Below are 17,847 nucleotides of genomic sequence, written 5' to 3'. Positions count from 1 at the left end.
GTTGTCTAACTCGTCGTCGGTGCCGGCCTGCAGATTGATATGGATTGGTTTGGTCATGAACGTCTGTTCTCCTTTTCCCACACGATTTCCCACAACGGCGTGTTTCCCACAAAATCCGCTGCACGAGTGGAGAGCTTAAAATGAAATGCAAACCCCGGCGCAAACCGGGGAATTACAAGCCTTGAGGGGTTAGTTGCGAGGGTGCAAAGGACTAGGACGGGATTTTAAGTCCCTTGCGTCTACCAATTCCGCCACGTCCGCAGGCCAGTCCTTTTCAGATGCCGGGCAGGGGCCGTCAAGCCGTCTTCTGCCCTAGAGAAATCTGGAAGCTAGCGAGGCCGATCACCTACAGTGATACAAACAAAATCGTTTCACCTGGAAATGTTTTTAGCGGCAGCTTCCGCGGCTACCGCGAATGCGCGTCCCCCGTTCGCAGGATGCGTTCGGGCGCTCTGCCCTGATAGACTCCAATTGGCAAGTGGATCGGCGCGCCGATACTCGACGCCGTCCTCTACAGACATTGGGAGATTGTCATGCTCAAGCTTGCCTCTGCCCTGGCACTGCTGCTTGTTGGGACGGCGCCTCTGTTTGCCGATGAGATGCCGATGAACGCCAAAGACATCAAATGGGGTCCTGCTCCAGCTGTCATTCCCGCTGGCGCGGAAATGGCTGTTGTCGCTGGAGACCCCTCAAAGGAGGGCGCCTATGTGCTGCGGTTGAAGACACCCGCCGGCTACAAAATTGCCGCACATAATCATCCCACCACGGAATACGTAACGGTGCTTTCCGGCAACTTCCATATTGGAATGGGCGATAAGCTCGACGAGGCGAAAGGTGTCGAACTGACTGCTGGCGGCTTCGGCGTCGCGCCGGCCGGAATGAATCACTTCGCCTGGACGACAAGCGATACGATCATCCAGGTTCATGGCGAGGGGCCATTCAAGATCACCTACGTCAACCCGGCAGACGATCCAAGCAAGAAGTGACAGTTCGGGATCGAATTGAGTGAACCGGCCGAAGGCTCGAACGATGGAGTGCGTCAAACTCCGCGACCGTCGATTCAGAAGGATCCTCTAACGAGACGAAAGCTGATTGGCCGCAACGGAATCGTATTCCGCCTGGGCCATTTGCCATGAATGGCGCAATAACAAAAAACCCGCCTCGGGAGGACGGGTCGTTGGAGCCAATTGGCACCATACCCAAGTTAGTAGCATAGCTGCCGGCACAAAGCAAGAACAAAGTTGCTGCGGCCGGCACAAAATGCCCTTGACGATTGGCGAAAGCCATGGCGCATCGATCTCCCTCCTTGAGGGGAAGATGGCCGGCAGGCCAGAGGGGGTCGTCGCGCGTCGAGCGCCAGCCTGTTTTGTTCGCGGTAAAGGTTCGCGTCAGGACGTCCCGACCCCCTCTGTCGCCTTCGGTGACATCTCCCCCTCGAGGGGGGAGATCTGCAACTTCGCCGTCCGCGCTTACTTCCCCGCTGGTCAAACTCCTCGCGGCTTGGCACAGTCGGGCAAAGAGGAGCCTGTTGATGCCGAAGACCGCCAATGCGACGAAACCAAAACCCTGGGCCGAGATGGCGACGCATCTGGTCGATGTCGCCATGGGCCGCAAGCCCGCCGATCTCGTCATCCGCAACGGGCGCTGGGTCAACGTCCATTCGGGCGAGATCATCGCCGGCACCGACATCGCCATTGCCGGCGGCCGCTTTGCCTATTGCGGCCCGAACGCCGGCCATGCCATCGGCCAGGGCACCAAGGTGGTCGATGCCGGCGGCCGCTATCTGGTGCCGGGGCTTTGCGACGCGCATATGCATGTCGAGAGCGGCATGGTGACGGTGACGGAATTCTGCCGCGCGGTGATCCCGCACGGCACCACCTCAATGTTCATCGATCCGCATGAGATCGCCAATGTGCTCGGCCTGCCGGGCGTGCGGCTGATGCATGACGAGGCCGTTGCCATGCCGGTCAACGTGCTTGTGCAGATGCCGTCCTGCGTGCCTTCGGCACCGGGGCTGGAGCATGCCGGCGCCGAGCTGACCGTCGCCGACGTTGCCGAGGCGATGAGCTGGGAAAACATCATCGGGCTCGGCGAGGTGATGAATTTTCCCGGCGTCGCCGCCAACGATCCGGTGATGTCGGGCGAGATCGCGGCGACGGTGAGGGCCGGCAAGACCGTCGGCGGGCATTATGCCTCGCGCGATCTCGGCCTGCCGTTCCATGGCTATGTCGCCGGCGGCCCCGAGGATGACCACGAAGGCACGCGCGCCGAGGACGCCATCGCGCGCGTCCGCCAGGGCATGAAGGCAATGCTGCGGCTGGGCTCGGCCTGGTACGACGTGGCCTCGCAGATCAAGGCGGTGACGGAGAGCGGGCTCGACCCGCGCAACTTCATCCTATGCACCGACGACAGCCATTCCGGCACGCTGGTGCACGAAGGCCATATGGACCGGGTCGTCCGCCACGCCATCAGCCAGGGTTTGAAGCCGGTGACGGCGATCCAGATGGCGACGCTCAACACCGCCCAGCATTTCCGGCTGGAGCGCGAGATCGGCTCGATCGCGCCGGGACGGCTCGCCGATCTGCTGATCGTCTCCGACCTCGCCGAAATGACCATCGACGAGGTCTATGGCCGCGGCGTCAGGCTGGCCAAGGGCGGCAAGCTCGAAATCGACATTCCAGCCTACGACTATCCGAAGACGGCGAAGAACACCGTCAAGCTCGGCAGGAAGCTCAAGCCCGGCGATTTCGATATCGCCGCACCCCTGGGCGCCAACGAGGTGCGGGTGCGCGTCATCGGCGTCATCGAGAATCAGGCGCCGACGCGGGCGCTCGAGGCCGATCTTGCCGTCGAGGACGGGCTGGTCGCCATGGACCGCCGCAACGATGTCTGCCAGATCGCGCTGGTCGAACGCCACAAGGGCACCGGCGGCGTCACCAACGCCTTCGTCTCAGGCTTCGGCTATATCGGCGACTGCGCCATGGCGTCGAGCGTGGCCCACGATGCCCACCACATCATCGTCGTCGGCACCAACAAGCAGGATATGGCTCTGGCCGTGAACCGGCTGGGCGAGGTCGGCGGCGGCGTCGTGCTGTTTTCCAACGGCAAGGAGCTGGCGCTGGTCGAAATGCGGATCGCCGGGCTGATGTCGGACGAGCGCGCCGAAATCGTCGCCGCCAAGGCCGACAAACTCAGCGACGCCATGCGCCAGATGGGCTGCTCGCTGAACAACGCCTACATGCAGCACTCGCTGCTGGCGCTGGTCGTCATCCCCGAGCTCAGAATTTCCGACGTCGGCCTGATCGACGTGACAACTTTTCAGAAGGTTGATTTGTTCGTTTGAAGAATCACTGAACCCTGGAGGGACAGCGCCCCCCTCTGTCCTGCTGGACATCTGCCCCTCAAGGGGGGAGATTGGCAGTTTCGTCGACAGCGCGTTGTTCGTCAGAGTTGGAGATTGGCGAAAGCCGAAAGTGGCGGCCAATCTCCCCACTAGAGGGGGAGATGTCCGGCAGGACAGAGGGGGGCGCGAAGGATCGCTGCCGTGCGCTTTGTTCCGAACTGACGTCAACAGTGACCGCTCAGCGATCGCTCACCCGCCGGTGGCGATGGTCAGCACCTTGAACGGCGTGGTGATGACGATTTCGGCGACCGAGCCGACGGCCTTGCCGAGGCCCTGGCCGAGATTGTCGAGCTGGGCCGGCGCGGTCTCTTCGGAGGCGAGGCCCGCCGGGGCGCGCAGGCGGTCGCCGAGCAGCTGCACCAGGAACGGGTTGTCGGCGAATTTGGCGTGGTTCAGCCGGTCGCCGCCCTTGGTCTTGGTCAGGTCGACCACCGAGACGCCATAGCTGGCGAGGTCGGCCGCGTCGCCATAGTCGCCGACGCGTGGCTTGTCGCCGGAGATCAGGGTCGACAGCCTGAGCGCCCGGTCGTCGCCCGAAAGCAGCACGGCGAACGGCTTGTCGGGCTTGCCGTAGCGGATCATCTGCTTCTTGAACACGTCGACGTCGATATCGGGTGAGGCCAGGATGACGTAGCCGAGCTTGCCGCCGAGGTCGCGGTCGCCGGTGATGGCAAGCTGGCGCAACGCTTCCATGGTCACCCAGGTCCCCATCGAATGGGCAATGATGTCGATGCTCTTGGCGCGGCTCTTGGCGAGCATGCGCAGCGTCGCTTCGAGATCGTCGCGCGCCGCATTGGCGCTTTCCTTGTCGTAGATGTAGCCGGTCGTCTTGCCGCTCGACGCCCACGAAAACAGCACCGGCGTGCCTGGGTATTTCGTGTCGTGCGCGATCTGCGTCAGCCGGTAGATACCGTCATCGAAGCCGTTGTTGAAGCCGTGCACGAAAACCAGCGCGCGGTCGCCGCGCATGGCGATGTCGGCGCCGACCGCCTTGGCGAATTGCGGCGCGCCTTCGTAGAAGGTGACGCCGGTCGCCGTGAAATCCTTCGCCGGATTGCTGTTGGCCGAGCCCTTGACCCGCTCGATGGCGCCGAGCTGGTGGATTTTGGGCACCGTCACCTCGACGCTGGCAAAGCTGGTGGTCGGCGAACGGTCGCCGTCGAACACCTGCCGGGGCGCTTTCATTGCCTTTTGCCGGGTCGTTGCGACGAAGATTTGATGCGTCGCCGCGATATCGGCAGCAGGCACGGTGATCGTCGTCTTGTTGAGCAGATCGTGCGTGTTCTGGCCGGCGCAGCCGGTAACCGCGAGCGCGAACGCAACGACGAGAAAGATCTTCGAAGGCACGGTCACGCGGGCTCCCGCAAAGGCGACGTCGAGCCGGAGACGTCTTGGCCTATTCGATAGAGGCAGAGGCCGGCACGGTCCAGTTCAAACTGTTCCGATGGTGCGGCAATGGTCAACAATCACTGCCGCGCAATGCAGCTATTGTCCGACCGAGGCGATGCGGTCTGTCACCTCGCGGTCGCTGGCAAACCCGTCATCCTCGCGCAGCTTCTGGCCGATCAACTGCACCAATTCCGGATTATCGGCGAATTTGGTGTGGTTGAAGCGGTCGGCTCCCTTGACGCTGGAGAGATCGACGACCGACACGCCATAGCTGGCGAGGTCGGCGGCGTCCTTGTAGTCGCCGACGCGCGGCCGCGCGCCGGCGATCAGGCCGGAGAGCCGCAGCGCCCGGTCGTCGTCGGAGAGCAGCAGGATGAACGGCTTGTCCGGCTTGCCGTAGCGGCGCATCTGGCTCTTGAACACGTCGACGTCGATATCGGGCGAGGCCAGCACGACGTCGCCTAGCTTGCCGCCGAGATCGCGGTCGCCGGTGATGGCGAGCTGGCGCAGCGCCTCCATGGTGACCCAGGTTCCCAGCGAATGGGCAACGATGTCGATGCGCCGCGCGCCGGTCTGCGCCAGCATTCTCAGCGTCACTTCGAGCTGGTCGCGGGCAACGCTGGCGCTTTCTTTGTCGTAGACATAATCGGTGGTCTTGGCGCCCGACGCCCAGGAAAACAGCACCGGCGTGCCCGGATAGCCGGAATCATGGGTGATCTGGGTGACGCGGTAGACGGCGTCGTCGAAGCCGGTGTTATAGCCGTGGACGAAGACCATGACGCGGCCGCCGCGCGCCGCGATGTCGGCGCTGAGGGCGCTGGAGAATTTCGGCTGGGTGTCGTAGCCGACGACCTCGGAAGCCATGAAGTATTTGGCCGGATCGTCCGACTTGCCGCGCGAGCGCCGCTCGATCTGGCCTGTCTTGTGGATGCCGGGGACGGTGACGTTGACGCGGGCATAGTTCAGCGTCGCCGAACGCTCGCCGTCGAAGACCTTGTTGGGATCGTCGGAGCGCTTGCGCGTCGTGGCGATGAAGATCGAGTGATTGCCGGCGATTTCCGTCACCGGCACCGCCATCATGGCGCTGCCGAGCAGTTCCTCGGTTTGGCGGCCGCCGCAGCCGGCGAGCAGCGCGGCAATGAGAATGATGCAAATCGTCTTCAAGGGCACTTAAGCAATTCCACTCCGGCCTGACCAAAGGCCCATCCACCTCCGCCGCACCTCCCGGACAGGCCAAGTGCGGCGGAAGTAAGTCGCAGGCGCCGAAATGCGCTCAGCGCCTCGCGACTGCCATCGCACTGTTGCGCGAAAGCCAGAACGGCGGCAGGAACGCCGGAATGTTGGAAAACGGCAGCACTTCCGGCTTCAGCCTTATGCCGAGCACGTCGGCCATGAAGGCGCGGCGCGCCTCGATGCGGCGCCAGGCTTCGGGATAGCGCGCGGCGATCTCTTCGCGCAGCGCCTCGTCGGCCAGCGCGATGCCGTCCTCGATGTTTGTGGTGAAATAATCGGTGCCGGTCGCCGGGATGATGTCGACCTGCAAGGCCATGCCCGACTTCAATCTGATGTCGGAGCCGGAAAATACCGGCGAATGCATCCATTCGTCGATATGGATGAGATGGCCGGGATTGAGCGACACGCCGAAGAACGGATCGCCGATGCGGTCGTGCACCGCCTGCCACAGCGCGCCGCCGGGAACGCCGATGCCGACCGTCTCATACCAGTCGACGACGGCGCAGAAATAGGGCGCGACCAGTTTCTCGACATAGTCCTGGATGCCCCTTGGAAGCTCGGCCGCGTCCTCGACCAGAAAACCGGCGCGGGCATTGAGCGAGCCCTGGATGCCATAGGCCATGGTGATCGGGTCGCCGCGCTTGATGATTTCGAGCCGCGGGCTTGGCAGGCCATAGGGCGCCCGCTTGCCGGCCGACAGCATCGGATGACAGCATTGCGGCAGGCCGTTGATGCCCATCAGCCGCGCCGCCTGCAATTCGGTCATGCCGGGTTCGATGCCTTGCAGGACGTTGCGCAGGCCCTGCGAGGAATAGGTCGCGGCGAATTCGAACGCGGCCAGTTGGTCGGCCTCATTGATGGCGCGCAGGCCGTCGGCGGGGTTCATCAAAAGGTTCGCCGCATTGACGACCGTGCCCCTATCGCCGGCAAGGGTACGCAGCGTGTCGGCGATGAAGGACGGCAGGTCGAGCGTCGTTTCGCCAAAGCCGGCATCGCCGCGGCCGAGCGGTTTCCAGCCGATGGCGCCGATACGCTGGCCGGTCTTCAGGCCGCAATCGGCAAGGATGTCGGAAAGCGCCTGCGGGCGGTCGCGCGGCTGTGCCGGCAGCGAAAACGTCTGATAGAGCACGCGCTCGTACGGCCCATCGCAGATCTCGGCATAGCCCCAGCCCTCATTGCCGACCAGCAGTTTCGGCGGCTTGCCGGGAACGATGACCAGCAGCGTCTCCTCGAAGCGCGGATCGTAGCCACAGAGATAGGCGACATTGGCCGCATGTTCGCGGTCGCCATAGACGACGAAGGCATCGAACCCGCCGCGCGCGACCAGTGCCGCGATGCGGACCTCATAGGTGGCGCGCGTAACCAGCGGCATCACCGTCGGCTCGCCGAACTCCGGCAGCGACACGGTTTTCCGGGCAACCGATGCGACAGGCATGAGCAAACGCCCCCAAATGCTTACGTTGATTCCGGAAATGCCCCTTCGGGGCGGCCGGACAATGGCTTCGCGAGGCCGGATATGCAATAGCGGGACCGAACTCGCGTAGCCTGTGGGGTGCTCTTGCCATGACCAGTTTCTCCTCTCGCGTCGCTGCCGCCGCTGCGGCGATCCGCGAGATTCTTCCGGAGACGCCGCTGCAGGAAAACGACTATCTGTCGAAGAAGACCGGCGCGCGGGTGCTGCTGAAGCGCGAGGACCTGACGCCGGTGCGCTCCTATAAGATCCGCGGCGCCTTCAACTTCTTCCGCAAGGCGCTCGCCGCCGGCAACGCTGCCGAGCTGTTTGTCTGCGCTTCGGCCGGCAATCATGCGCAGGGCTTTGCCTTCGTCTGCCGCCATTTCGGCAAGAAGGGCGTCGTCTTCATGCCGGTGACCACGCCGCAGCAGAAGATCGACAAGACGCGGCTGTTCGGCGGCGTCTTCGTCGAGATCAGGCTGGTCGGCGATTTTTTCGACGACTGCTACCGCGCCGCACTCGAATTCACCGAAACTGCCGGCGCCCACATGGTGCCGCCGTTCGACCACAAGGACATTATCGAAGGGCAGGCGACCGTCGCCTACGAGATATCAGGCCAGATGCCCGGTGCGCGCATGGCTGATATCGTCATGCTGCCGGTCGGCGGCGGCGGCCTGGCCGCCGGCGTCACCCATTATTTCGCCGACCAGCAGCGAGAAACACGTTTCGTCTTTTGCGAGCCGGCCGGCGCCCCGAGCCTGAGCGAGAGCCTCGCCACCGGAAAGCGGGTCAAGCTCGCCAAGGTCGACAATTTCGTCGACGGCGCAGCGGTGGCCGAGATCGGCCGCGAGCCGCTGCGCCACCTCAGGGAGTTTGCCGCCGACACCGTGCGGCTGATCCCGGAAAACCGGCTCTGCGCGACCATGATCGAAATGCTCAATGTCGAAGGCGTCGTGCTCGAGCCGGCCGGCGCGCTGGCGATCGATGCTCTCAAGGATTTTTCCAGGAAGGAAATCAGGGGCAAGACCATCATCGCCGTGGTGTCCGGCGGCAATTTCGATTTCGAGCGGCTGCCGGATGTGAAGGAACGGGCGCTGCGTTTCGAGGGCTTGAAGAAATACTTCATCATCCGCTTTCCGCAACGGCCCGGCGCGCTGCGCGATTTCCTCGAATTGCTGGGTCCCGACGACGACATCGCCCGCTTCGAATATCTGAAGAAATCGGCGCGCAATTTCGGTTCGGTGCTGATCGGTATCGAAACCAAGGACCGCCGCAATTTCGACCTGCTCAAGGCGAATTTCGACGCCGAGAGCGTCCATTACCAAGACATCACAGACAACGAGACGCTCGCCGAGTTCATCATATGAGCAGCAACGATCTTCCGAACGCTCCGGCGAACGTTTTTATTGCGCTGTTTTCCGGCATCAATGTCGGCGGCAACCGCATCGTCAAGATGGCGGAACTCAGGTCATTTTTCGAGCAGCTCGGCTTCTCCGATGTCGCCACCTATGTGCAGAGCGGCAACGCCGTGTTCCGGTCGCCAGATGGCGATGCGGCGACGCTGACCAAGCGGTTGGAAGCGGAATTCGAGAAGAAATGGGGGTTCCATTCACGCATCATGGTGCGCGATCTCGGCTGGCTCGAGCGGCTGGCTGCGGACAATCCCTATCCGGAAGTGGCCGGCGAGCCGACCAAGCTGCATGCCTATGCGCTGGAGCGCCGGCCGACCGCCGAGGAGGTCGCCCGGCTGGCGGAAAAATGCACCGGGCCCGAACGCTTCGAGATCAAGGGCGACGTGCTCTACCTGCATGCGCCTGACGGGCTCGGCAAATCGGTGTTTGCCAATCTCATTCCGCGCGTTCTGAAGGTGCCGGGCACGGCGCGCAATTGGCGCACCGTGCTGATGCTGCTGGACATGGCCAAGGCCGGCGGTTGACAGGTCGTCTACGCGGCCGGAGCGCGTTTCCAGTCGAATGCCAGCTCTTCACGGAAGGCGAAGCGCTTGATGTGCTCGGCGACGACCGTTTCCAGGCGCTCGAGCGAGCCGACTTCATCGGTCGTCACTGCAATGTGCAGCGCAGCCGGGTCGGCATCGAGAACCGTGCGGCCGAGCGTCAGATCGATGGTGCCGTGGTTCGGGTCGAATTCGACGGGAAACTTGTGCGCCCAATGTTTGCACAGCTGCTGCAGATAGCGGCTGGCATGTTCGGTGGCGACGTCGATATGGCTGGCCGGCATGAATGAATTCTCCTGGGGAATGCGGACGCGAAAACCGAACCAGGGCCCGCCTGCGTCCGTTCAACATGGCGTGATCGGTTACCAGTTGCCGGTATTCGGCATCGACGCCCACGGCTCGGCCTTCGGCTTGGCCGGACCTTTCTGCAAAAGCTCGATCGAGATGCCGTCCGGCGATTTGACGAACGCCATGTTGCCGTCGCGCGGCGGCCGGTTGATGGTAACGCCATTGTCCATCAGCCGCTGACAGGTGGCGTAGATGTCGTCGACCTCATAGGCGAGATGGCCGAAATTGCGGCCGCCCTTGTAGTCTTCCGGGTCCCAATTGTAGGTCAGCTCGACCAGCGGCGCTTTCTCGCTGATGCCGCTTTGCTCGTCTTCGGGGGCGGCGAGGAAGATCAGCGTGTAGCGGCCTTGCTCGTTTTCATGGCGGCGCACTTCCTTGAGGCCAAGCTTGTTGCAGTAGAAATCGAGCGAAGCATCGATGTCGGCGACACGGACCATGGTGTGCAGATAGCGCATGATTTCCTCCTTATGTTGCGTTGCGGCGCAACATAGGGGCGGCCCGGCCAAAGGGCAATTGGCCACGTTTTGCGGCGCCGGCAAACGGCAAATCCGCTATTCCTGTATGGAACCGTGAAAAAAGGCACGTCAGGTCTTGCACACACCGGAAGCCGCGGTGTTAATCTGATACCAAGAATCAGTTGCGGTGTTTGTTGAAAAAAGGGGGCGTTCTTATGGGGGAAAAGGCCTCTTTCATGGGGCGGGACGGGGCCGGTAACGATGCGTTGAAGCGGGATGAGAGCGCCGATACGGCCGATCTCGTCGAAATCGCCGGCGCCATCAAATGGTTCGACGTGGCCAAGGGCTACGGTTTCATCCTTCCCGATGATGGTACTTCGGGCGACATCCTCCTCCATGTGACATGCCTTCGAAAGGACGGTTTTCAGACCGCCCTGGAAGGCGCCCGTGTCGTCTGCCTGGTCAAGCAGGGCGAGCGCGGGCTGCAGGCCTTCCGCGTGCTCTCGATGGATGTCACCACAGCGGTGCATCCGGCGGAGCTGCAGGAGCAGCGCACCCATGTCGCGGTGACGCCGGAAAGCGGCCTCGAACGGGCGCTGGTCAAATGGTTCAACCGCACCAAGGGATTCGGCTTTCTGACCCGGGGCGAGGGCACCGAGGACATTTTCGTCCACATGGAGACGCTGCGCCGCTACGGCATCACCGAACTCCGGCCGGGCCAGGTGGTGCTGGTCCGCTTCGGGCGCGGCGACAAAGGCCTTATGGCTGCCGAAATTCACCCCGATATGGGTACCTTGCCGGTCTCGCATTAGTTCCGGCCGAGGATTTCATATGGCTCACAGGAACCGGCTGACGGCGGGCGCGCTCTGCGCCGGGATTTTCCTCATCGTCGCCGCAAGCGCCTTCTTCTATTTTCAGCAACCGAGTTCCGCCGACGGCAAGGCGATGATCCTTCCCGTCGATCCGGCGCCGCTGGTCGCGGTGACGAAGGCCGGCGAGCGTTCTTTTTCCGTCGAAATCGCCGATACGCCCGCCGAGCGCGAAGCCGGCCTGATGTTCCGCCGCCACATGGCCGACAATCACGGCATGCTGTTCGTGTTCGGCGCGCCGCAGGATGTGAGTTTCTGGATGAAGAACACGCCGATGCCGCTCGACCTGATCTTCGTCGGCCAGGACGGCCGGATCCGGGCGATCAGGCAAGGCGAGCCGCAGTCGGAGGCGATCATCTCGCCGGACGAACCGGTGCGCTTCGTGCTCGAGCTCAAGGCGGGCACGGCCGCCAAAAAGGGCATTGAGGACGGCGACCTGCTGCGCCATCCGGCCATCGGCACGGCGCCGGGGCCGGCCATGCCGCCGCCCGACAAGGGCGATGCGCCGAATGTCGATTCCGACTGAACGGGCAGGATCTTCGGCCGATGCAGTTCTTCTCCCATGACGGTTTCGACCTTGCTTTCCTTGACCGCCAGCCGGCATCGGGGCAGGGCGATCCGGTGCTGATGATCCACGGCTTTGCCTCGAGCCACTACGTCAACTGGGTGTCGCCCGGCTGGTTCAAGACGCTGAACGATGCCGGCTACCGTGCCATCGCCTTTGACAATCGCGGCCATGGCTCGTCGTCGAAGAGCTATGACGAAGCCGACTACACGCCGGCAAAAATGGCGTCGGACGCGGCAGCGCTTTTGAACCATCTCGGCATCGAACGCGCTCATGTCATGGGTTACTCGATGGGCGCGCGCATATCGGCCTTCCTGGCGCTCTCCGACCCGGACAAGGTGGCGACGCTGGTCTTCGGCGGTCTCGGCATCGGCATGGTCGACGGCGTCGGCGACTGGGATCCGATAGCCGACGCCCTTCTGGCCGACGATCCGGCAGGCACCAGCGATCCGCGCGGCCGCTCGTTCCGTGCCTTCGCCGATCAGACCCGCAGCGATCGCCGGGCGCTCGCTGCCTGCATCGCCACCTCCCGCGAATTGCTGAGCGAGGCCGATCTTGCCCGCATTGCCCAGCCGACGCTGATCGCCGTCGGCACCAAGGACGACATCGGCGGCTCGCCGGATGAGCTCGCCGCCTTGATGCCGAGCGCCAGGGCGTTTCACATCGAAGGTCGCGACCACATGCTGGCGGTCGGCGACAAGACCTTCAAGCAGCGTGTGCTGGAGTTTTATGCCGAGCATCCGCTCTGATGGATGGCTCCCCAAAAAGCGGCGATCGGGCCTGAAGCTGGGGTTCTTAGCGGTTTTGCAACGATACGGGGGTAACTAAGCGTGACGTGTGGATCGGTTCAAACCCGCCACGCGCTGAACGAGGGGCAGAGGGTACGATGGCACAATGGGGAAGAAGCGACGCCGCTTTGCTGGGCGTCGTTGCGAAAAGCAGGTTCGGCGAATGGTCCGTTGTTCTAGGGCTGGCTGCATTGGTGGCAGGCGCGATAGCGATCACCGCGTTGATGGCAATGCCGAGCGACGCGTCCGTGCTTATCCAGCACAGTGTGACGGGCTTCTTCATGGCGGTATTTTTCCTGGTCGGGCCATTGGCGCATCTTACCGGCGCGGTCTTCGGGCTGATGGCGCTGGGTCGTCCAAACGACAATCGTTTGCTCGGCCTGGCTGGCATCGTGGTCAACGGCGCGTCGCTTGCCGCCGGGGTGTTTATGCTGTGGGCCATGGCATCGACCATAGGCGCGTTTACGTGATTTCGGGCAAATCTTCCGGACGCAAGTGGCCGACGCGTCGGGCTACGATCGGCGCGGGCTGTGCCCCAACGCCCTGAGCGAGCGCGCCATGTTATGCCGGGCCTGGGTTTCGAAGCGCCGGCGGAATTCCTCGCTGTGGAAGATATGCGGACGCGCGAGGAAGCCCTCTAGCACTGCGGCACGGCCGGCCCGCCACATCGGCTCATCGACCCACTGATATTCGCGGCGGACCGCCTGCTCGTAGGCGTCGAACACGTCGGGCGCAGCACCCAGGATCGCCAGGTCCATGTCGAGGAACAGCGCCGCGTCGCGAACCGAATGCTGGTCGCCAAGGTGCGGCAATTCGTGGCCGGCGGTGGCAGTGATCATCGCCGCGATGTGGCCGAGGCGTTGTGCATCGGCGCGACCGGCGAGCTTTTCCTCGGCAAGTGCGGCACTCCTCGCCTCATTGTCCTTGGCGCGGCTGTCGTAGATCGCGTCGTGAAACCAGATCGCTGCCTCGACTGCTTCAGGATCATGCAACAACGCCTTGTAATCATTGGCCAGCGCCAGCGTCGCCTCGATGTGGCCAAGGTCATGGTAGTGGCGGTCTTCGGCCTCATAGAGCGCGGAAAGCTCGCGCTTCAGGGTCTCGTCCATCAAGGTTGCGTTTTCCATGGCTGCTTGAAATTCCGCCAACCAAATCCATTTCACGAAGCACTAAGGAAAATTGAGTTCACCCGTGCTATGATCTGGCTTATAGGTGCGGCCGGAGAATAGGCAAGCCGCCAACCGAGACATTGGATGGCCGAGACATTGGATGGCCGGAGACATCAGATGAACAGCGTTACGATTTCCCGTCCCACCAGGGTGCAGCCGGTAGATCCGATCTGGCGTTCGATCCGCGACGAAGCGATGGAAGCGGTCAACCGCGATCCGCTGCTGGCGGCGTTCCTCTATTCGACCATCCTCAATCAGGAAAACCTGGAAGAAGCGGTCATTCACCGGCTGGCCGAGCGCCTCGCCCATCAGGACATCGGCTCCGACCTCATCCGCCAGACGTTCAAGGCGATGGCGGCCGACGACAAGGACTGGTCGACGACGGTGCGCGTCGATATCCAGGCCTATTACGACCGTGATCCGGCCTGCGACCGCTTCATCATGCCGGTGCTCTACTTCAAGGGTTTTCACGCCATCCAGACGCACCGGCTGGCGCATTGGCTGTGGAACCAGGGCCGCCAGGACTTCGCGCTGTATTTGCAGAGCCGGTCGTCCTCGGTGTTCCAGACCGACATCAATCCGGCTGCCCGCATCGGCAAGGGCATCTTCCTCGACCACGCCACCGGCCTCGTCGTCGGCCAGACGGCGGTGATCGAGGACGACGTGTCGATCCTGCACGGCGTGACGCTGGGCGGCACCGGCAAGGCCGGCGGCGACCGCCATCCCAAGATCCGCTACGGCGTGCTGATCGGCGCCGGCGCCAAGATCCTCGGCAACATCGAGATCGGCCATTGCTCGAAGATCGCGGCCGGCTCGGTGGTGCTGTCGCCGGTACCGCACAACAAGACGGTTGCCGGCGTGCCGGCCCGCGTCGTCGGCGAGACCGGCTGCGACCAGCCTTCGCGGCAGATGGACCAGCTGTTGCCATCGCAGACGATGGACCACGTCGTCAGCTTCGACATCTGAGTGCTCGGGCAGGGGCTGAATTCCTGCCCCCCATGCCGGCTTGCCTTTACATGGCCATTGTCGACGTGCCAGAAGCGCGCTCACCAATGCATGTCGCCCAAAGTGCCCAGCGGTTTTTGGGATAGCGACATGCATGAAGCAAGATTTAAAGCGCGTCGCATCGTCTCTTCAGACGCGACGCACTTTAGCAAGCGACGATCGGAGAAGACTGTTGAAGCCGGACGAAATCAGAAAGCTGGACGCCTATTTCAAGCGCACCTTCCAGAACCCTAAACTCGAAGTGAAGGCGCGGCCGCGCAAGGAAGATTCGGCCGAGGTCTATGTCGGCGACGAGTTCCTTGGCATCGTCTTCAAGGACGAGGACGACGGGGACTATAATTTCTCGATGGCGATCCTCGACATCGACCTGGCCTGAGTCGGGAGTTTAGCTGGCCGCTACGCCTCAAGCGCTGCGGCGGTACGGAACCCTACAGGACGGCGGCGGGACAGCGCCCTCCTCTGGCCTGCCGGCCATCTCCCCCACGAAGGGGGAGATTGGCAGCCTCGGCGCTGCACTCTTCCTGCAACATTGGAGATTGGCGAAAGCCAAGATGACGGCCGATCTCCCCCCTCGTGGGGGAGATGTCCGGTAGGACAGAGAGGGGCGCGAAGGATCGCTACGGAACGGCTCGTTTCGTTGCTTACCGCCCGGTCTTCAGCACACGCGCTGCTTCGGCAGAAATCGCCGCGTCGAGCCCCTGCCAGTCGCCCAGGAATTCCCGGGGGAAGCGGTAGGTAAGGCTGAGATTGTCGCCGACCAGGATGTCGCGTTCGCAGGGCGCCAGCGATTCGTCCGCGCTCGGGCCGCTCAGGCAGCGTGCGACGAACGGATCCTTGCCGGGGCGGTTTGCCACCGCCAGCACTTCGTTGAGATAGCCTGATTTTTCGCTGAAGGCGTAAAGCGTCGTGCCGCCAGGGCCGGGCGTACCCGGCTTGGCGATCAGCGCGCTGTAGATCGGCGCGAAGCGGCCGCTCATGTCGCGCGACATCATCTGCGGCTCGAACGACAGGAAGACGATGTCCTTGCTGGGTCCGGTGTGGTTGAAGTCGTTGCGGGCAGCCTCGCTGTAGCCGTCCATCTCGGGATAGCGCAGATAGAGGTCGAGTCGCGAGGCGATGCCGTCGCGCCGGGCCTGGGCAAAGCGGATGACATTGGCCGGCACGGCTATGACGTTGTTGCCGATGACGACCTTGTGGACCGTGGTGTCGTCGGTGTACCCGGCCATGGCGATCGAGCGGCCGAACCATTTGCCGCCAAGGCTGATCGCCACCGAAAGCAGCGCCAGCGTCGCGAATGCATAAAGCACCCGCCTCATCAGCGTCGAATCGACAACGCTGAGTTGCGGGCCCCCTGTGGCGGCTGCCTGCTTCATCGCGACCCTCATTTGCCGTCCATCGGGTGTGCCTGAGCGGCACATCTCGGCGCGGCACGGCTCTTGCTTCGCAGCTTTGCGGGCGACTGTGCGATTTCATGGTAAACGGAGGGTAAAGATGGGCCCGGTCGAACAAATCATATTCAGTTTTATGGCTGGGCTGACGGCTTGCGGCCTGACCGGATCGGCGATGGAGCTGATCGCCGGCCGCAAGCTTGCCTTCGTCCAGCCCTATGTATCGTCGAAGCACATGCTGCGCTCGCTCGCCGCGACGGCTTGCGCCGGGCCGCTGATGTTCGCCAACGAGGCGCTGGACGCCTGGCGCGAGCGTCGCATCTCGGTGCTGGGGCTGATCTCCTGCGGCTGTACGGCGACCATCTGGGCGCTGGCGCTGGGCATGGTGGTGATCGCCATTGCGTCCGGGGCGGCTTCGCTTCTAGGGTCTGGCAGCTTGTAGGTGTGAGACGATTTGGAGACAGCAATGCCGATCTACGCGATTGACGGAAAAGCGCCCGCCTTCGAGGACGCCGACAGCAACTGGATCGCGCCCGATGCCACCCTGATCGGCAATATCAGGATCGGCCGCAATGCCGGCTTCTGGTTCGGCGTCGTCGTCCGCGGCGACGACGAGCCGATCGTCGTCGGCGCCGACACAAACGTGCAGGAGCACACAATCATGCACACCGACGCCGGCTTTCCGCTGACCGTCGGCCAAGGCTGCACGATCGGCCACCGTGCCTTGCTGCACGGATGCACGATCGGCGACAACAGCCTGATCGGCATGGGCGCCATCGTGCTGAATGGGGCGAAGATCGGCAACAACTCGCTGGTCGGTGCCGGCGCGCTGGTCACCGAAGGCAAGCAATTTCCCGACAATTCGCTGATCGTCGGCTCGCCCGCGCGCGTCGTCAGGATGCTCGACGAGGACGCAGTCGCCAGGCTGCGCGCCTCGGCCGCGCATTATGTGGCAAACGGCAGGCGGTTTAGGGCGGGGCTGAGGAAGGTCTAGCCGACCCGGAAATGGCGGAGCCGGGCCTCAAGATATCGAAGCATAACCCCTTCCAAGTCAAACCGGCTGGGTGGTCGGCCGGAACAAGATCTCGTTGATATCGACGTCGTCGGGCTCGTTGATCGCGAAGGCGACCGTTCGGGCAAACGTATCTGGCCCCACGGCGATCTTGCTCACGAAGTCCCTGGTCCCCTGCTGGATATCCTTCTCGCTGATATGCTCGAGCAACTCTGTGCTGACAGCGCCCGGCGAGATCACCGTGGTACGGATATTGTAGGGTTTCACCTCTTTCCGCAGACCCTCGGATAGCGCACGCACCGCGAACTTGGTGGCGCAATAGACCGCCGCACCCGGGTCGACCACATGGCCGTATACGGACGAGACATTGATAATGTGCCCCGATCGCTGCTCCTTCATGTACGGAAGCGCGGCCGCGATGCCGTAAAGGACGCCCTTGATGTTGACGTCGATCATCCGGTCCCATTCGTCGACCTTGAGCCGTTCGAGCGGGGCCAACGGCATGAGGCCCGCATTGTTGAGCATCACGTCGATGCGGCCGAATTCCCGGACCGCCGTGTTCACCAGGTTCTGGACCTGGCCGGCATCGGTGACGTCCGTAGTAACGGCCTTGGCTTTGTGCCCAGCGCCGGTCAGTTCCTGGACAAGGGCGTCGATGCGGTGTGACCGGCGTGCACCCAGGACCACGGAAGCGCCTCGTGCGGCAAGATGGCGTGCCGTCGCTTCACCGAGGCCGCTGCTGGCACCGGTGATGACGACGACCTTGTTCTCGATTCCTTCGGACATGAGATTCTCCTAGACAAGAATTGAAAGACT

20 protein-coding genes are annotated in these 17,847 nt (G+C 63.1%); 12 read left to right on the top strand and 8 right to left on the bottom strand.

The genetic code is table 11. The annotated features are described in order from the left end of the window. Nucleotides 1-533: 533 nt before the first annotated feature. A complete protein-coding gene (locus NKI24_RS21750) occupies nt 534-986 on the top strand; it encodes a cupin domain-containing protein (RefSeq protein ID WP_352593811.1) in 453 nt (150 codons plus the stop codon). A gap of 545 nt (nt 987-1,531) precedes the next feature. Then, nucleotides 1,532-3,343, top strand: coding sequence for an adenine deaminase (gene ade, locus NKI24_RS21745; RefSeq protein ID WP_352453476.1), 1,812 nt, complete (start codon nt 1,532-1,534; stop codon nt 3,341-3,343). Between the two features lie 249 nt (nt 3,344-3,592). On the opposite strand, the gene NKI24_RS21740 is transcribed toward ade, so the two are convergent. The 3 genes from NKI24_RS21740 to NKI24_RS21730 form a co-directional block, all read right to left on the bottom strand. After that, nucleotides 3,593-4,756: an alpha/beta hydrolase gene (locus NKI24_RS21740; protein ID WP_352748166.1), complete on the bottom strand. Its 1,164-nt coding sequence runs from the start codon at nt 4,754-4,756 to the stop codon at nt 3,593-3,595. Between the two features lie 132 nt (nt 4,757-4,888). Next, nucleotides 4,889-5,962 carry an alpha/beta hydrolase gene (locus NKI24_RS21735; protein ID WP_352748164.1) on the bottom strand — a complete coding sequence of 358 codons (1,074 nt, stop codon included), beginning with the start codon at nt 5,960-5,962 and terminating at the stop codon, nt 4,889-4,891. Between the two features lie 103 nt (nt 5,963-6,065). Then, nucleotides 6,066-7,460: a hypothetical protein gene (locus tag NKI24_RS21730; RefSeq protein ID WP_352748161.1), complete on the bottom strand. Its 1,395-nt coding sequence runs from the start codon at nt 7,458-7,460 to the stop codon at nt 6,066-6,068. 128 nt (nt 7,461-7,588) lie between these two features. Here NKI24_RS21730 and ilvA point away from each other — a divergent pair, with 128 nt between their 5' ends. Both ilvA and NKI24_RS21720 read left to right on the top strand, forming a co-directional pair. Continuing rightward, nucleotides 7,589-8,845 carry a threonine ammonia-lyase IlvA gene (ilvA, locus tag NKI24_RS21725; RefSeq protein WP_352748159.1) on the top strand — a complete coding sequence of 419 codons (1,257 nt, stop codon included), beginning with the start codon at nt 7,589-7,591 and terminating at the stop codon, nt 8,843-8,845. Continuing rightward, a complete protein-coding gene (locus tag NKI24_RS21720; RefSeq protein ID WP_031211246.1) occupies nt 8,842-9,414 on the top strand; it encodes a DUF1697 domain-containing protein in 573 nt (190 codons plus the stop codon). The genes ilvA and NKI24_RS21720 overlap by 4 nt, the downstream gene beginning before the upstream one ends. Nucleotides 9,415-9,422: 8 nt before the next feature. Here the strand turns inward: NKI24_RS21720 and NKI24_RS21715 are convergent, their stop codons facing one another. Further along, the gene (locus tag NKI24_RS21715) at nt 9,423-9,716 is read right to left on the bottom strand and encodes a DUF2218 domain-containing protein (protein WP_352748156.1); all 294 of its coding nucleotides are present in this window, start codon (nt 9,714-9,716) and stop codon (nt 9,423-9,425) included. A gap of 78 nt (nt 9,717-9,794) precedes the next feature. Continuing rightward, nucleotides 9,795-10,235 (bottom strand): lactoylglutathione lyase, encoded by a 441-nt coding sequence (gene gloA, locus NKI24_RS21710; protein ID WP_352748153.1) that lies wholly within the window; start codon nt 10,233-10,235, stop codon nt 9,795-9,797. Between the two features lie 215 nt (nt 10,236-10,450). On the opposite strand from gloA, the gene NKI24_RS21705 reads away from it, so the two are divergent. The 4 genes from NKI24_RS21705 to NKI24_RS21690 all read left to right on the top strand — a co-directional run bounded on the left by NKI24_RS21705 (nt 10,451) and on the right by NKI24_RS21690 (nt 12,927). Further along, nucleotides 10,451-11,047, top strand: coding sequence for a cold-shock protein (locus NKI24_RS21705; RefSeq protein WP_502899021.1), 597 nt, complete (start codon nt 10,451-10,453; stop codon nt 11,045-11,047). A gap of 19 nt (nt 11,048-11,066) precedes the next feature. Further along, nucleotides 11,067-11,630, top strand: a complete 564-nt coding sequence (locus tag NKI24_RS21700; protein ID WP_352451115.1) for a DUF192 domain-containing protein — start codon at nt 11,067-11,069, stop codon at nt 11,628-11,630. A 20-nt stretch (nt 11,631-11,650) separates the two neighbouring features. Continuing rightward, nucleotides 11,651-12,418 (top strand): alpha/beta fold hydrolase, encoded by a 768-nt coding sequence (locus tag NKI24_RS21695; protein ID WP_352451114.1) that lies wholly within the window; start codon nt 11,651-11,653, stop codon nt 12,416-12,418. 137 nt (nt 12,419-12,555) lie between these two features. Beyond that, nucleotides 12,556-12,927: a hypothetical protein gene (locus NKI24_RS21690; protein ID WP_352620829.1), complete on the top strand. Its 372-nt coding sequence runs from the start codon at nt 12,556-12,558 to the stop codon at nt 12,925-12,927. A gap of 42 nt (nt 12,928-12,969) precedes the next feature. On the opposite strand, the gene NKI24_RS21685 is transcribed toward NKI24_RS21690, so the two are convergent. Then, nucleotides 12,970-13,584, bottom strand: a complete 615-nt coding sequence (locus tag NKI24_RS21685; protein WP_352748148.1) for an HD domain-containing protein — start codon at nt 13,582-13,584, stop codon at nt 12,970-12,972. A 159-nt stretch (nt 13,585-13,743) separates the two neighbouring features. On the opposite strand from NKI24_RS21685, the gene cysE reads away from it, so the two are divergent. Both cysE and NKI24_RS21675 read left to right on the top strand, forming a co-directional pair. Next, the gene (gene cysE / locus NKI24_RS21680; RefSeq protein WP_023717455.1) at nt 13,744-14,592 is read left to right on the top strand and encodes a serine O-acetyltransferase; all 849 of its coding nucleotides are present in this window, start codon (nt 13,744-13,746) and stop codon (nt 14,590-14,592) included. Nucleotides 14,593-14,803: 211 nt separating this feature from the next. After that, nucleotides 14,804-15,007 (top strand): DUF3126 family protein, encoded by a 204-nt coding sequence (locus NKI24_RS21675; protein ID WP_023674799.1) that lies wholly within the window; start codon nt 14,804-14,806, stop codon nt 15,005-15,007. A 265-nt stretch (nt 15,008-15,272) separates the two neighbouring features. Here NKI24_RS21675 and NKI24_RS21670 read toward each other — a convergent pair whose 3' ends face one another. Further along, nucleotides 15,273-16,004, bottom strand: coding sequence for a hypothetical protein (locus NKI24_RS21670; RefSeq protein ID WP_352748145.1), 732 nt, complete (start codon nt 16,002-16,004; stop codon nt 15,273-15,275). Nucleotides 16,005-16,122: 118 nt separating this feature from the next. On the opposite strand from NKI24_RS21670, the gene NKI24_RS21665 reads away from it, so the two are divergent. Then, a complete protein-coding gene (locus NKI24_RS21665; RefSeq protein WP_352748143.1) occupies nt 16,123-16,461 on the top strand; it encodes a DUF6949 family protein in 339 nt (112 codons plus the stop codon). A 24-nt stretch (nt 16,462-16,485) separates the two neighbouring features. Beyond that, the gene (locus NKI24_RS21660; protein ID WP_352472744.1) at nt 16,486-17,013 is read left to right on the top strand and encodes a gamma carbonic anhydrase family protein; all 528 of its coding nucleotides are present in this window, start codon (nt 16,486-16,488) and stop codon (nt 17,011-17,013) included. 57 nt (nt 17,014-17,070) lie between these two features. Here the strand turns inward: NKI24_RS21660 and NKI24_RS21655 are convergent, their stop codons facing one another. After that, complete coding sequence (locus NKI24_RS21655; protein ID WP_352748141.1) at nt 17,071-17,817, bottom strand: SDR family oxidoreductase; 747 nt, start codon at nt 17,815-17,817, stop codon at nt 17,071-17,073. Between the last annotated feature and the right edge of the window lie 30 nt (nt 17,818-17,847).

The organism is Mesorhizobium sp. M0701, from assembly GCF_040320365.1.
In the GTDB taxonomy this organism is placed as follows: Bacteria; Pseudomonadota; Alphaproteobacteria; order Rhizobiales; family Rhizobiaceae; genus Mesorhizobium.
Note: the sequence above shows the minus strand (reverse complement) of the source record. Positions and strands in the feature narration are given on the sequence as shown.